Annotated in this window: 11 protein-coding genes; 1 reads left to right on the top strand and 10 read right to left on the bottom strand. The window is 54.3% G+C overall.

Annotated features, from left to right (window positions below; all coding sequences use genetic code 11):
- The 4 genes from HUU59_06435 to HUU59_06420 all read right to left on the bottom strand — a co-directional run.
- Positions 1-252, bottom strand: a 252-nt coding sequence (locus tag HUU59_06435; GenBank protein NUO19072.1) for a hypothetical protein, incomplete at its 3' end; no start/stop codon positions are given.
- Between the two features lie 93 nt (positions 253-345).
- Positions 346-1,947: a CHRD domain-containing protein gene (locus HUU59_06430; GenBank protein ID NUO19071.1), complete on the bottom strand. Its 1,602-nt coding sequence runs from the start codon at positions 1,945-1,947 to the stop codon at positions 346-348.
- Positions 1,948-2,224: 277 nt separating this feature from the next.
- The gene (locus tag HUU59_06425) at positions 2,225-4,240 is read right to left on the bottom strand and encodes a T9SS type A sorting domain-containing protein (protein ID NUO19070.1); all 2,016 of its coding nucleotides are present in this window, start codon (positions 4,238-4,240) and stop codon (positions 2,225-2,227) included.
- A 114-nt stretch (positions 4,241-4,354) separates the two neighbouring features.
- Positions 4,355-4,960 (bottom strand): T9SS type A sorting domain-containing protein, encoded by a 606-nt coding sequence (locus tag HUU59_06420; protein NUO19069.1) that lies wholly within the window; start codon positions 4,958-4,960, stop codon positions 4,355-4,357.
- 350 nt (positions 4,961-5,310) lie between these two features.
- On the opposite strand from HUU59_06420, the gene HUU59_06415 reads away from it, so the two are divergent.
- The gene (locus HUU59_06415; GenBank protein NUO19068.1) at positions 5,311-7,896 is read left to right on the top strand and encodes a SpoIIE family protein phosphatase; all 2,586 of its coding nucleotides are present in this window, start codon (positions 5,311-5,313) and stop codon (positions 7,894-7,896) included.
- Positions 7,897-7,968: 72 nt separating this feature from the next.
- Here the strand turns inward: HUU59_06415 and HUU59_06410 are convergent, their stop codons facing one another.
- The 6 genes from HUU59_06410 to HUU59_06385 all read right to left on the bottom strand — a co-directional run bounded on the left by HUU59_06410 (position 7,969) and on the right by HUU59_06385 (position 15,901).
- The gene (locus tag HUU59_06410; protein ID NUO19067.1) at positions 7,969-8,484 is read right to left on the bottom strand and encodes a T9SS type A sorting domain-containing protein; all 516 of its coding nucleotides are present in this window, start codon (positions 8,482-8,484) and stop codon (positions 7,969-7,971) included.
- 10 nt (positions 8,485-8,494) lie between these two features.
- Positions 8,495-12,073: a hypothetical protein gene (locus HUU59_06405; protein ID NUO19066.1), complete on the bottom strand. Its 3,579-nt coding sequence runs from the start codon at positions 12,071-12,073 to the stop codon at positions 8,495-8,497.
- A gap of 184 nt (positions 12,074-12,257) precedes the next feature.
- Positions 12,258-13,046: an acyltransferase gene (locus tag HUU59_06400; GenBank protein NUO19065.1), complete on the bottom strand. Its 789-nt coding sequence runs from the start codon at positions 13,044-13,046 to the stop codon at positions 12,258-12,260.
- Positions 13,047-13,132: 86 nt separating this feature from the next.
- Positions 13,133-13,687 carry a hypothetical protein gene (locus HUU59_06395; protein NUO19064.1) on the bottom strand — a complete coding sequence of 185 codons (555 nt, stop codon included), beginning with the start codon at positions 13,685-13,687 and terminating at the stop codon, positions 13,133-13,135.
- 14 nt (positions 13,688-13,701) lie between these two features.
- Positions 13,702-15,240 (bottom strand): hypothetical protein, encoded by a 1,539-nt coding sequence (locus HUU59_06390; protein NUO19063.1) that lies wholly within the window; start codon positions 15,238-15,240, stop codon positions 13,702-13,704.
- A 49-nt stretch (positions 15,241-15,289) separates the two neighbouring features.
- Positions 15,290-15,901, bottom strand: a complete 612-nt coding sequence (locus tag HUU59_06385) for a TIGR04282 family arsenosugar biosynthesis glycosyltransferase (GenBank protein ID NUO19062.1) — start codon at positions 15,899-15,901, stop codon at positions 15,290-15,292.
- Between the last annotated feature and the right edge of the window lie 2 nt (positions 15,902-15,903).

Genomic DNA, 15,903 nt, shown 5'->3' with positions numbered 1-15,903 from the left:
CAGAGGCATCAACTGCATTTCAGTTGTATCGCGCTTCGCCACTCCGGCAATTTGACTTATCGTCTCTGAATCGACCAACAGCCACTCTTTCGGCGCATGAAAGCGAACTCCGCCTGTCTCAACAACTTCACCCAATTTACTTGAGTCCACTTTGAATTCGAGTTTCTCGAACATGGTTTCGCGCGGTGCCTTCTGCTTGGAGCATGAGACCACAGTTGTGAGTAAAATCAGCATTACTACGACAGTTTTCATATTCAGATTATACAAAGTTCCGGCAACTCATGCAAATACAAAGCGGGGCGAACCGTTCGGTCCGCCCCGTCTGATTTTCGAGAGACTTGGAGCTTACTTGATCAAGACCATCTTCTGCTGTGCCGTGAAACCATTGGCTTCCAGTCTATACAGGTAAACACCGGAGGCCAATCCACTGCCGTCGAAATTCACCACATGGCGGCCGGCGGCAAAATTACCGCTTGCCACCACTGCGATTTCCTGTCCGGCCACGTTGAATACCTTCAGGTTGACCAAAGCGGCTTCCGCAAGGTCGAACGTAATGTTAGTTGTCGGGTTGAACGGGTTGGGATAGTTCTGATAGAGCTCATAGCTTGTCGCCACACCCGCCGCCTGCGGAGTCGCCGACTCAGTCACAAGAGTCTCGCGCGAACCGTCCAGGTTTACGGCCACGAGAGTGTAGCTGTAAGTCGTGCCGTTGGTCACACCGTTATCCACCCAGGAATAGGCAGCGCCGCCTGCGTTGTTCTCAGCCACTACCTGAGTCATCGTTTGGCCGTCGCGCAAAATTTCGAATCGGTCGAGATTCGTTTCCGACGCTGTGCTCCAATTGACGGTAACCATGCCGTCTCCGGCAATCGCGTCAAACTCGTTGAGTTCGACCGGCAATATGTCGTCGAACGTCACGCAGATGCATCCGTCCCCGCGCACTTCGAGCCAGAACACGCCGTTGGTGTATTGCCATTCGCCGCCGAAGAACTCTTGAATGTAAGTCGCCGGATCGCAATCAAAGTTACAGGGTGTCAAACAGCCAAGTCTCTTGGTCACCACCGGGAACAAGCCTTCGGGAATGTTGGTCACACGAATCCGTGAGGACTGCGTCGGACACAGCGCAATACACTGCGACGTGCCGGCATCGGTGAGCGCATTGAATGTCGCATTCTCAGGAATGCACACACAGATAATCTGACCGCGAATTTCGCCGCCGGGGAAGGTCGAGCTGTGCACGTTCACATAGAGACTCTCTGCTTCAAGCTGAATCAAGTTCTGTGCCGTCAGCGGTCCCCAGACACCATTTGCCGAGTTCGGAGTCAGATTCTGCAGTCCGTGTACCACTGGACCGTTGACTCCGGCAACCGCACGATGAATATGTGCAGCGGTCAGCGGTGCAACAAGATTGCTCCATGTGATTGCATACTGAAGCGTGTCATCATTCGCGTCCAAGCGGAACCAGCCAAATCCTTGCGACGGCGACGCGTTCGGCGGAACTTCGTTTGCTCCTCTCAAGTGAGCAATGCAGGTCCCGCGCGTCAAAACCTGACCGCGAATCTCGCCGCCGGGAATCGCCGACGTGTGAATATTGATGTAAAAGCCGTGTGCCTGCAGGGTCGCCAATTGCGCGGGGGTCAAATCCGACCACACACCGAATGCGCCAGTGCCGGACAGGTTTTGCAGGCCATGAACAACGCCGCCGTTCTGCCCGATATTGGCCATGTGAAAATGACCTGCGGTCACCGCAGCCGACAACCCTGAAAATGAGACGCTGTAGTGAAGGTCATCGCCAACCAATTCGATGACGGCCAGTCCTGAACCGGTTGTGCCGTTCGGTGGGACTTCCTGATTCGGAGTCAGAACCGCAAAGTGCGTGTACGGCCCGGCGTGAGCGGCCAGTACAATTACCGCAAGAGAAAATAAAATCAATAACTTACGCGACATGTTCTCTTCCTCTTTGTAGACAGTGTCAAAACTTTACCATTTCAGTCAACTTATTATAACATGACCACAGTCAGTTGTCAACACACCCCCGCACAGCCAAACGAGATTTGTTGATAATGAATTCGACCTAAACTTAGTCAAAACAACCCTACAATGCTGTGCAATTGAAGAAGGAGGTATTACGGGAAGAGTATAGTGAGTTTGTCACTATAATAAGTATAAAGCAAGCGGGCTGGTCCATGACCAGCCCGCTTGTTAGAGGAATACTAAGATGTGGCTATTTGATAAGCAGCATCTTCTTCTGAGCCGAGAATTCGCCGGCCTTTATCGAGTAGAAATAGATACCCGATGTCAAGCCGCTTCCGTCAAACGTCACCGAATGCAATCCGGCCTCAAACGTGCCCTTCGTAACCACTGCAACTTCCTGGCCGACTGCATTGAATACTCTTACCTCAACATTGGCCATTTCCGGCAAAGTAAACGAAATCGTCGTTTGTGGATTGAACGGGTTCGGGTAATTCTGCAACAGTGCGAACTCATTCACAACGCCTGCCCCTTCCACCGGAGTGGCGGACTGGGTTGCCAGCACTGACCGCGAACCGTCCATGTCCACCAATACCAACGAATAGCTGTACGTGGTGCCGTTGTCCAGCGCCCGATCGACCCATGCGTAAGTTCCACCAGTCGCGCTATTTGTCGCACTGACTTGGGCAATCGTCGCGCCATCGCGGACTAACTCGAAGCGGTTTGCATTGGACTCTGAGGCCGTGCTCCATTCCAATGCTACCTGTCCGTCTCCGGCAACTGCTGTGAAGCTGTTCAGCTCGACCGGCAACACCCGTTCGACGCAGAAACAGTAGCAGCCGCCGTCATAGGAGTAAAGATCAAGACACCAGAGCTGACGGTCCGGCAGATAAACCCAATCCATATAGAGTTCCGGATAGGCTGGTGAGCACTGCGCTTCGCAGCCTTCCTGCGGAAACTCACCTGCAGTGCCGCAACCGTTTGACCAAACAGCCACCGGGCGCTGTGCTTCGCTGGCCGGTCCCACAAAAATCTTCTGAATCTGATCTTCGCATATCGTGAGACACTGACAGAAGGGAACCTGTTCGAGTGTGAAGTAGTAATCCGTTACTTCGCACGGTGTGCAGGGTTCGCCGGAATCCTCAACCGTCAGCCCGAAGCATCCGGTAGACCCGTCATAACCGCTGACAAAGATGTAGTAATCCTCGCCTTCAACCGAGCACCACTCCACATACGAGGCAAGATGGTACAGAGTGCAGAAGGATTCCCACTGGCCTGTTTCTTCGTTATAGACGTACGGACCGTCATCGTTCGAGGTCACACACGTAAGGTCCGTGCAGCTTCCGGTGAATACAAAGAGCTTTGTGTCAAAATTCGTGAGCTCATCGCAGGTCGTCGCGGACATAGTGTTTCCTGTTCCCGTCACGTGATACCACACACCGCAGGCTTCGATATCGTCTTCGCACAATGTCTCAAGATCAAAAGGGAAACTGCCGTCAGAGGTGCAGCCGGAAGCGAATGCCGCGTCGCCGTCGAAGATCAGCGATGCTGCCGTCTCACAATACGAATTCTCAGACAGACCGCTGCAATCGGTCGAGATTAGGCCGCAGCCGTCGCCCGAATGCATACTCAACTCGTATTCACCGTAATCTCCGCAGTATCCATCGAGAACGATATAGTACGTTCCCGGGACGGTAAGCGACAGGCTGATGCAGCTCGAATATCCGTAATCGTCGCCGCAAACATAGTCATCGTCATCATTATAAGCATCGTCATTGCAATCCACGAAGGATGCTTCCTCGCTGTCCGGGCAGTTGCGCCACAGGTGTATCACCGTGTCGAACCAGGAGCCGCACGTCGAAATCGTATAGATACCTCCCGGCAACCCGTTCTCACCGATCGTGAAAGTATAGACGACGTCTCCTCCGTTGCAGCCGCAGTAGATGAGGTCATCGCCGTAATCATCTTCCGCTTCGTCCGACAGCACTCCCGAATCATGAAACGGCAGTGATGCGATTGTCGTCGCGCCGGCGCAAGTTTCCCCTCCGTCATCAAGCCTCGGTGCGCCGTTCCGCGCGTCAAACTTGCGCAATTCAGCGGCCAGCCTGGCCAGCTCGCTTTTGAGTGCGCTCACGTCCCCATTCTGCGTGCGTCCCAGCTCGATAGCCGCACGTTTCGCCTGAATCTCCGACTTGATCTCTTGCGGACTGCGTGCCAAAGCCGCCCCCGCGAAGACACACAAACACAACAACACGATAAATCTCTTCATGCACATTCTCTCCCTTGTTCTGTAAGAATTGATCGTTTCTTGGTCAAACTCCTGTTCATGAAACAGGGCGGATTTGTTAATCTGCCCGCGTATAGACTCATTCCCGACTGTCTGTTACTTCAACAGCACCATTTTCTTCTGATCAACAAAACCTCCTGCCCGCAGCTGATAGAAGTACACACCCGACGGCAGGTCACGGCCGTCAAACAGCACACTGTAACGTCCCCGCGCATAGTTTCCGCTAAGAGGCGTTGCCACAATCTGTCCCAGCACATCAAACACGGTCAATTCCGCCAACCCGGTTTCGGCAAGGTCAACTTCAATTGTCGTTTCCGGGTTAAACGGATTGGGGAAATTCTGGTGCAATCTGTACTCCTGCACCACGGTGGCGTCATACGCCGGAGTAGCCGTGACCGTACCGAAGTCGCGCCGGGAACCATCGTTCATCACAGCAATTAAAGAGTAACTGTACTCCCGGTCATTCTGAACCTCATTGTCCACCCATTCGAACGTCCGGTCGCCGAGTGTCACCGGAATTTTGTAGGCCACCAGTCCATTCCTCAGCACATCAAACCGGGCAACGGGCTCGTCCGATGTAAGTACCCATCGCACAAAGACCTGCCTCGACTGCCCAACCGCCGAGAATGACATCAGAGGAACGGCTTGAGTTACGGCAGCAAAAGTTAGCGTAAAAACAGTGGCAGATATCAGCTTTTTCATTCGCAGCTCCGTGCAAAATCATCTCTCCCACAGGGAGACTCTTCTTAATTCGTGCTCAAAGATAAGTGCAGAGGGATGCAATTTCAACGAATATGTCTAGTCTCATGAAAGTTTAAGTGGAGTATTTGCCTGTCTTTAGGTGTAGTAAGTATAGTTGCGGAACGGCAACCGGGTCAATAATAAGAAACGGCTCGTCCGAAAGGGAGAACGAGCCGTTCGCGCGATTGCAGATCCCCGGGACCCACAACCTGCAAAATGAGATTTTATAATCAGAAAACTAAGAGATTCCTTGCCAAAAGCAAGAGCTTTTCATTGATTCTCCGGGTCGGGTTGGTTATTTTAGGTAAGTAATGGAAACGCTGTCTCAAGCGAAAGCACCTCCTGAAAAGCCGTCCAACTGGGACGCCTTCGCACGGGCCGCCGCCGGTGTGGCAGGGTTGACTCTGCTCATAATCCTGACCTTGTTAATCATTCAGGAACATTCGGCCATCAAAGCCTACCGAAGTTCGGGCGTGATTCAATCCGAATTCCAGACGGTCGTTGCACCGTCCGGCGACTCGCTTCGGGTGTTCAACGTGGTGCAGGAACAAGACTTCCCCGGCGGAGCCATGCCTCTCCGCGGCGACACGGTCATTCTGCTCGGCCTTGACACCGCCCGTGCGGAATTCTGGCGGCAGACTTTCCATCGCGTTCTTCCTCCCGATACCCAGTTCTATATCCGCGTGAGCGGCGAACAGGGTGTACATGATTTCGTCATGCAGGCGCGTCCCGAGGCTTCGTCAAGTCTCTTGATGCTGTTGTTGATTGACGTCTTGCGCTTTCTCATCGCGCTCGGCTTCATCGGTGTCGGCCTCTGGGCCTTCTTCGCGCAGCCGAACTCCGTACAGGTTCGTGTCTTTGCATGGTTCTGTTTCGCCATGACCTCCGTTATGATTTCCGGGGTCAGAATCATGCCCACGTATTACGCGTCCATTCAGATTCCCTATCTGGATTCGATTCGGAATAACCTCGGCATCTTTGCCATCGGACTAAGTGTCTTCTGGCTGCATCTCCAGCTTCTCTTTCCCCGTCCGCTTCCATTCCTGCAGCGGCATAAGCGCTGGCTTTTGCCGCTTATCTATCTCCCGTGGCTGATTTTTGTCCTTGCGGCCACTGCCACTGCCGTCGGACTGCTGGACACGGCGATTGCCGAGCGGCTTTCTGCTCTTGTTGTGATACCAATGGGGCTGTCCCTGCTCATCGGTTTTGTCATTCTGAGCCGGCGCTTCGCTCGCGCGGAAGACCGGCTCGAAAAACGTCAGCTCCGTCTTGTCTTCTGGGGAACGGCAACGGGATTGGGCGGTTTCGTCGTCCTGCTCATCGCCCTGAATCTCTTCCGCGAGTACTTCGCCAGTACCATGATGCAGCTCGGTGCGATAGTTGCCTGTTTCTCTTTGCTGCTCATGACTCCGGTGACGTTCGCCTATGCCTTTGGCCGCTACCGGCTGCTCGAAGTGCAAGGCAAATTGCGTCGCGGCACGCGCTATATTCTCATGAGCGGCGCGGTGTTTGTCGTCTTTCTTGGTCTGATCTATGTCACGGGTGAGTTCGCGCTCGCTAAACTCGGCATCACGGGCAACATGCCCACCATGGCACTCGCCCTGCTGATTGCGTTGGGAATCGGTCCGGCACGCAAGAAGTTGCAGGCCGAAGTCGAGCGCAGATTCTATCCTGAACGGCAGCAGTTGCGCTCGCGACTTGAAACCGCTCTCGAGCGCTCTTCGTCCGTGGGTGACTGCAAGGAATTCTGGCGGCAAATCACCGAAGATTTCCGGCAGGGGCTGAGTATTCAAACCGTTCACCCTGTGCTTGCAGGGAGCAACGGTCACCGCTTCGCCCTGCACAATGAGCAGGAGACTCCCTTCTCTCACTCCAGCGAATTCGTCGGTCGCTTAAGCCGTGAACGCCGCCCGATTCTCGTGGACGAGTTGGTTGCCAGCGGTCGTGCACATATCTCCGATGAAGAGATGCAATGGCTCTCGGGAAACAACGTCGCTCTTGTGCTTCCCTTGATGACTCAGCAGCGCATGACCGGATTTCTTGCACTGGGCTTCAAAACAGAAGAGGAAGACTACGCACCTGAAGAGCTGAGCGTCCTGACCATGCTCGCTCCGCAGGTCGCCATGGCAAGCGAGAATCTCCGCTTGCTTGAGGAGAACGTGGAAAAACGGCGGCTCGAAGAACAAATGCAAATGGCACGGCGCATTCAGGAGGGTTTTCTCCCGCGTGAGTTGCCGCACACGATAGGACTCGAAGTGGCCACCCACAACCGTTTTTCATTGGAAGTCGCGGGCGATTACTTTGATATCCTTCCGCTTCCCGACGGTGAAACGCTCATTGCTATCGCCGACGTCTCCGGCAAGGGTGCGGGCGCCGCGCTGCTGATGGCCAATTTGCAGGCCTCCTTACGCACGGCCGTCGAAGTCGGCATTCCGCTTCCCCGCGCCATCGCACAGGTGAACAACCTGATTCACCGCAACACGCCGCCCGAGCAATACATCACCTTTGTGGCCGCACTTTTTGACCCGCGCACGTCGAAACTGACTTTCGTAAATGCCGGTCACAATCCGCCGCAGCTGATTCGCGGCAACGGTGACGTCTGTGAATTGCCTCCGACCGGATTGATTCTTGGCGCACTTCCGAATGTCAGCTACGAGGAACAGTCGATCGAATTTCGCTCAGGCGATACGCTGGTGCTCTATACTGACGGTGTCAGCGAAGCCATGAACGACAGCGAAGAAGAGTACGGGGAAACCCGCATCAAGGAGCTTGCAACCCGGCTGCGGCACGAGCCCGCCATCTGTATCATTGAGGCTATCGAGAAGGATGTTGAGCGCTTTTGCGGTCGCATTCCCATGGAGGACGATTCCACCATGGTCATCGCCAAACGCCTCTAAGCGTCCTCACCCTGAGAATACGCGGGGCGAACCGAATGGTTCGCCCCGTTTACTTTGGTCATGTCGAGAACTCTATTTCATCAGCAGCATCTTTCGCACCTGTTGAAATTCTCCCGCGCGAAATACGGCAAAATAGATTCCGCTCGACATGTGCGCTGGCGAATTGAACTGCACGGAATGCGTTCCTGCGGCAAGTTCACGCTCGAACACCGTCCCGACTGTTCTGCCCAGTTCGTCATATATCACCAGACTCGCCAGTGCCGTTCGCGGAAGAGAGAATCTGAATGTTGTGGAGGGATTGAACGGATTGGGGTAGTTTTGTTCGAACGCGAACTCGGTCGGGAGTGAGACCGCCTCTTCCGGAACATCAAGTGAAATGACAGTCTCTTCAAAAATGGACATCATCCCTCCGCGCGTGCCGAATGCACCGCCGGAAGCGTCGCCCACCACCGGTTGTCCGGCCAGCGCAGTTGAGGACAACACCGGAGAACTTGCGCTTCCCGCGACCGAGCCGCTCGAACCGGAGAGTTGCCTGAACTGTGCGCATGCGCAGCTCGCCGACAACAGGAGTACGATGAGAGTTTTCATGGGTCACCTACTATTGTAATGTGACCATAACTTTGATTTCACCCGTTCCGCTCTCCAGCGATTCGAGTGCCTTGCCGACAATCGTTCCCAACTTCGGTTCATTTGCAACCATCGCGTGGCCTTCCGTCGGTGATGTCGTCAGCAAGTCTCCTCTGCGAATCGCACCGTACTTCGCGTCCGCTTTGACACGCACAGGAACTTCTAATGGACGTTGGCTGCCGTTGCTAACCCATGCGGTCGCGCCGTATGTAACGGTCATCACTTCTCCATCTGAGTTGACGGTATCGGCAGGCGATACAATTCCTATTACGGACGTCTGATATTCCGCGAAACACGGAACAAAATCATCTGAGTTCGGATCGATTACAAGCAACGTGCCCGGCGCAGGACGGCCGGTGCCGCCGGAAGGAAGAAAGTCGCCAACTAAGCCCGGAGCTCCTGGGAAGTTGTCTGCGCTAAAGAAACCGTTAACCATCAGATTACCAGCCAACTGCACATAATCCGGGTCAAATGACCAAAGGAAGTTTCCCATTGCCATACATGTGTAAAGACGCAGGTAAGTATCAGCAGCAATGCCAAGTATCTGGGCGCCGTTCATTCGTGCGGTCATTTGACCGTTATTTAGAAACGTCCAGCCGGCGTTTGGTGTACCATTGATCAGCGTTTGCGTCCGCATGTAACCCGGTGCAAGATCAGAGGCTAACTGCGTGTTCCCGCTCACGCTGCTGGAATACACCGTCGTTGCGCCAAACACATTCGCTGCCGACACCGTTCCGCTTGGCAGCGTGATTTTGCCGACTCCGCCTTCGATGTACAAGTGGCCTTTTATCGGGCCGCCCGCCGAATCACGCACTTCAAACGACTTCGCATGGATTTCTCCATTGGGCTGAAGTCCTGCGACGGTGACACCGTTCTGTCCCGCTTGCCATGTGCCGTCTTGACTCAAGGAAACACCGCTGTTCCCGCCGCTGACGGACAGATCGCCTGCGGCAATCGATGTTGTGCCGTCGCCGTCAAACACGGCAACGCCGCCCGCGTTCATCAGCGTGTTCAGATTATCATCCGTGAAGTGTATCTCGTCTCCGATACCTCCTCCGCCAATCGGCACACCCCCAACAGTGATTTGCGCTCCGTCAGGCAATGCAAGATTACCGTCGTTGTCAAGATGAGCCACCATGTTGCCATCGCCGTCAATCGTATAAAACGACTTCGCGAAAATTTCTCCGGTTGAATCAAGGCCGGCAACCGTTACACAGTCCTGCGTGGCAGTCCAGGTCCCTTCCGTATCAAACAAATGTCCGTCGGTCTGCGCAAAGGCATCCCCTTTGGAGATTTGAAATTCTCCGTCGGTAAGCACTGCGCTGCCGTCAGGCCCTTCTAAGATGACATAGCTCGAACTGATGGTTGACCGATCACCGAAGACTTGATCGATCATCTCTATTTGTCCATTGCTTTTCAAGTGTATCAGCGTATCACCTGTAGAGGGATTCCACACATAAAACGACTTAGCGAAAATCTCGCCTGCCGAGTCAACTCCTGCTACCTTCTGCCCGTTCTGAAAAGACTCAAAGCAACCGTCTGCTCGCAGCACAGCCCGGTCCTGACCGTCTCTCGAACCTGTCCCCAGACTCTCAGCAGATGCCCAGCCTTCAAACAGGCCATCAAAGATGTTCGCACCAAAACTGCCGAACAAACTCGAATCTCCTCCGTTTGCGCGTCGAATTGTATCGCCTTCGCCACCCCCAATCGGAACTCCGCCGACGGTGATAGAAGCGCCCGCAGGCAACTCGAGATTACCGTCATTTGACAGGTGTGCCTTCAACTCGCCTGTCAATGAGTCGCGGACTTCAAAGGATTGGGCGTACATTTCACCATTGAAGCCGTTTAGTCCTGCGAGCGCGGTGCCGCCGGATAGTAAGGCGACGTTTCCAAAGTAATCAACCACGACACCGCTTTGCCCTGCGGAGTCACCGACAAACAGGCCGCCTGGACTGAGGTCTGCAACGAAGGCCCCATCCCGCATGTATAAACCACCATCGCTGTCCAAGTGCGACAGCGTGTCCCCTGTTTCCGGATCAATCACCATAAACGATTTGGCCGCGAATTCACCGTTTGGGTCGAATCCGCCAACGACTTCACCGTTCTGCACCATAACCATGGTTCCGTTTGGATTTAGATATATGCCGCCGTCCTCACCCAACAACTCAAGACCGCCTTGATTGTTCAAGTGTGAGAGCGTGTCTCCCGTCTCCGGATCGATCACCATGAATGACTTGGCGTAATACTCGCCGTTCGCGTCGAATCCACCCACAGGAACGCCATCCTGCACGACGACCATGGTTCCGTTCGGATTGATATACACTTCATTGCCCTCACCATCCCGCATTTCCAAACCGCCGTCGTTACGCAAATGCGCCGCCGGATCTTCCACCGTTCCGTCACCGATAACCACGAACGACTCTGCATAAATCTCCGTGTCATAAATCGAGTCCACACAGGCTGGATCTACGCTGACCGTCCAGTCACAGGAGACATCGTCATACTCTACTTCAATGCAGTTGCCTGCAAAGACATCAAGATCGCTGGAAAGCTGATAGGAGCATGTGGCGGGATCATACACGACGCGGATACACGAATCTCCGGCGGTCAATGTCATGGTGTTGTTGATAACCGTTCCTGCAAGCTCGATGCACCTCCCGGCGCTGTATCCTCCTCCCCCGCCCGTTGCCGCGAACGTAATGGTATTGGCCGAATCGTTGGGAACGATTACAATGTTCTCGCCTGCGATAAGGTCAATATTCCCGCCGTCATTGACCACTCCGTCGACACTCGAAACAATATTCGTCAAAGCATCCGCAGCGGTCAGCGTGTTATCCTGAACCTTTGCGGAGTTAACGGCATCGTTCGCAATCTTAGGCGACGTCACGGCATTGTCTTCAATTTCGGCGGTTGCGATTGATGTGCCAAGCGTCGCACTCACCTGATCCGCGCTCACCGTAATACCGGTACCCGCTCCAACGTTAATGGTCAATCGCTCATCCAGCGAGTTTCGTCCGCGCTGCTCCGGAGCCGCCGGAGTTCCCGTCAATCCCTGCCCCGCGATAATTGAATCCAACGTAAACGGCAACACCGACTCCGGAAACTTCCCGTCCGCACCCAGCGGCACAAGATGATTTGGTGTCGGCGTCGCCCGCGCTGCGATGTGATTCACCGAGTCCGCATTCTGTGCGTGACGCGCCTCAATTGCCCTGAAGTCCGCAGTAATCGGAAGTCGCGGAGTCAGTACCGTTCCCTCGACAGTAATTTGCAGCCAGTTGCTCGCTCCGATTGAGTCCGGCAACGGAGTAGTCTCTCCCAGCAAGACCGAATACACTCCGTTCTCCACCGCCACATCATTGTGTCCTTCCGTCCAGCGTGCCGTTCCGCCCGTTGCTGCCGGAAAAATCGAAAATGAAAAATCATAACTCCCTGTCAGCAGGCTGTCACCGCCCGCATTAGTCAGAATTCCCTGATAACTCACCTGGTTCGCCCATGCTGCCATTCCGAACCAGAGGCACGCCGTTGCCAGAACACTTACGAATCGTCTCATGGTCTCCCTCGTTTCTTGAGTCGATGCTCAGTTAAACTAACGACTTATAACAAATGTGAATTTTCAGAAATATGACTCCTTTTGTAATAATACGATGAAATCAGATTGTCAATAGCAACGCCTGACAAAAAAGAACCCGGGTCGGCGCCCGGGCTTTCGCAAATTCGCAGGTTACGTCCGGATTTTACATCTCATAAAACTCGGTTCGCCGCGTTCCAAATGTGTCGTTGTACTTGTTAATCGTCTTGTCGTCCGCAAGCTTCGGATCAATCTCCACCGTCATCACATCCGTTGCCGTCATTGCTCCCGAAGCGAGCAGCTCACCCTGCGTGCCCATGATAACGCTTCGTCCGGTGAACGATACCTTGCGGCCGTCGCGTTCTTCCACGCCGATACGGTTCGCTGTAGCGGCAAAAACATTATTCTCAAACGTGCGGGTCACCATCGCCGCCTGACAGAACGGCAGCACGAGATTAGACGGATGCGCTATGACCTGCGCTCCTCGCAGCGCCATGGTTCGCATCACCTCCGGAAATCTCCAGTCAAAACAGATCATCACACCGACCCGCGCAATTCCAATATCATACACATTGAACGGAATATCGCCCGGATCGAATCGTTCAACTTCTTTATCATACAAATGCACTTTCCGGTATCGCCCCACAATCCCCTTTGGCCCCATGAAGACGGAACCGTTATACACCTTCTTCCCTTCGCGCTCCACCATTCCCATGACCATGTAGCAGTTCCGGTCGCGGCAGAGTTGCGCCAGCCATTTCGTCGTCGGCCCCGCCGGCAATTCTTCCGACAGCTGCAGACTCTCTTCACGGCCGCGCATTTCATATCCCGTCAATGCCAATTCCGGCAATACCCATAAATCAGCGTGCCGGTCACCCATCAAATCCTCGATTTGCTTTTGATTGCGAGCGATTTCCCCGAATGCGGGGTGTGTTTGCACAATTCCAAGTACCATGATTTTACTATCCAAATCAGTTTACAATCCCGATATGACAAACAGAACCGAACCCCTATCGTCGAGTGTCCGGCTTCTATAAATAACTATCCTCGTGCCTTCCCGGCGTTCTCTGCGATATACTTCGTCAGCTCCGGCGGCGATTTCAAACTCCACGTCGTCCGGCCTGCTTCAAGCAGCTCTACTCCCTCCAATGAGCCATCTTTGTTCAAGATAGGACTTCCGCGCAACAACAGCAACTCTCCCGCGTTCAGCTTGACCGGCTTGCTGATGCCTCCGGCATAAGGCGAATTCTTGCGCACCCACGCCTTCGCATCCACCGTATACTCTCCCGGCGGTATGTTGAGCACCGTGACCGAATGTGAACTCGCTAACGGAATTCGCGGGAGCAGTTCCGTTTCTCCCGGCCCGTGCAGCGTCACCATCGATAGCCAGTCTCCCGCTGCAGCCGGTTCCGGAAACGCCACGAGCAGCGCTGCGTAGCCAGCCTGCAGCAGCACTCCCTTCGTATCCAGCTTCGGCACCTCTTTGGGAGTCTCGGCTGTGCCTTCAGCGGTGGCCGTGCCGCCCGGTTTGTCGGTTTTCGAACAGCCGAACATTACCGTCATGCAGCATAGCGCCGCGAGAATGCGAAAAGTCATGTGTCTTTTGCCTGTCAGTAGTAATATTGAATCTGCGAATAGCTGCGCGGATAATAAAGGTCACTTACCCGCATACCGCTTCTCGGAATGTATCGGCTGGAGCTGTACCACGGATTCGAACCCGAGAAAATGTAGGAAAGTCCCATGCGCAGCGAGTACGACGTCGAGTGCCGCTGATAGTGCGAAAGACCGTCGTTCGGCACAAAATCCCAAGCCCGGCTCTGATAGTGCGACATCGACAAGCTCGCTTCAATGTTGTCCTCAATATAATAGGCCAGCGACGCGCTGTGATACAAATTCCACATCTGCCCGTTATGCAGATTCCTGTCCTTTGGGTCGTGTATCCACCGCTCGTGAATAAATGTGTAGGCCAGCTTCCACCGGTCGTGCACCGCATACTGGCCGTTCAAGAGCGTCGTCCAGAAAAATCCGTCGTCCGCCGGGTCGACTCGATGTTCAAGTCGCATGTCGCCCGTCAACTGCACATGCCAGTTCAAAGGAATATTCACCTCCACTCTCGGCCCGAACAGCATCTGTTCCCAATGCGTGCGACCGGAGTATGACCCGACGGACGAAGTGTCTGTGCTCGAAGTGTCCGTTACTTCATGCCGCGTCCATTCGCTGTGCGTCTTGTAAATATCGTTCTCGTGCACACCTGCGATATTCATGGACACTCTCCAGCCGCTCCATCTCGCCATCGTGGACGGCACCACCTCTTCGTTGATGCGGTAGAGTGCGAACGCGTCCAGCTCGCCCGTCATCGCGGCATCACTCTTCAATATCGCTTCAACATCTCTCCAGAATAACCGCGCACTCCGCTCATTTCGTTTCTCATAGGCCGAACGCTGATACAGCAGCTCGGCCAGCTTCTGCCGCGTCTCCTGAGACAATTCACCGCTTAGCCTCCCCATTTCCGCCAGCCGTGCTTCCAGTATGTACGCGTCGTACACCGCCGACGCATTGCGGATTCTCCCCCACCCGAGTCCCGCCTCACCTCGCGCATAATACCTGAAACTGCTCGTACGCATCTCCGACTCACCGTTTGACCGCAGCGTATCGCTATCGCGTCTCCACTCGCTTTCACGGTGAGATTGCCCGATATCGGCACTGCCGCTTCCCGAAAACTGCACGGAAAATGCCGTTTGGGTCGGGAAACAAACTCCGCTCACAACAGCGTCTGCACTCTCATACTGGTTCAAATAATTTTGCTTCGAAAAGCTGTAATAGCTGGAACCGTCGCGGTCCCTGTCTTTGCTTCCGTTCGCCGCCTCACTGTAACCCGCCTGAATCGCCGTCTCAATGCCCAGTCGTTCGCTGTCATACAGCCAGTAACCGCTGCCGCCGATATCGCCATGCCGGTACCAGTCGCGGTCATGTGAGTCATCATCCACGAACGAACCGCCGTAAATATCCATTCCGCCGTCTCCGACCAGTGCATACACGCTGTACGTCGGAATCCTGAAGGCGCTTAACTCAAACCCATAAGACCAATAATTAACCGTCAATAAGCTCGTCAATAAACAAATCGCGCGCATGGCCAGTCTCCTTTTCAAGTTTACTCTCAATGCCAAACTGTGCGCGTGTAAGGATAAATGTAATTGTTTATGCCGTTGCCTGTCTCCTGCTGAACTCCTCCCAGTCTTCAATCGTATCAATATCACCAAGCTCAGGCAATAGTCCGTGCGGTATGCCTGCTTCCGTCAATCGTGCAATCGTCTGCTCAAGCAGTTCGCTCGTGCTCCACGGCAGTTCTGCGAACAGTTCGGGCACCACCCGCGTCATGCCAAGCAAATAATATCCCCCGTCCTTCGCCTTCCCGAACACAACCGGAACTTCATCCAGAATCCGGAATGCCTGCTTCACATATTCCGCGGGCAGCTCCGGACAATCACTTCCAATCAGCACCACCTTGCGCGCACCGCTTTGAAATCCTCGAATCGCCGCGACACACATCCGTTGACCCAAATCCCCGCCCGCCTGCTGCGAAAAAAACGGCCGCGTCCCGAAAAATGTCTGCCCTTTCACAAAGTCAAACGGCTCCGCAAACGACACTTCCACCTCGGTCGAATCATCCAGCGACTCCAGCAGCGCCCGGCACCGTTTCACAAGCTCCACATAGATTTCATAGGCGCGCGCATGCCCCGCCGCGTCGGCAATCCGTGTTTTCACCTTCCCCGGTTCCGGCATCCTCGCCAGACAAATCAATGTGTTCATCT

This window comes from bacterium, from assembly GCA_013360195.1.
GTDB lineage: Bacteria > Electryoneota > RPQS01 > RPQS01 > RPQS01 > JABWCQ01.
Note: the sequence above shows the minus strand (reverse complement) of the source record. Positions and strands in the feature narration are given on the sequence as shown.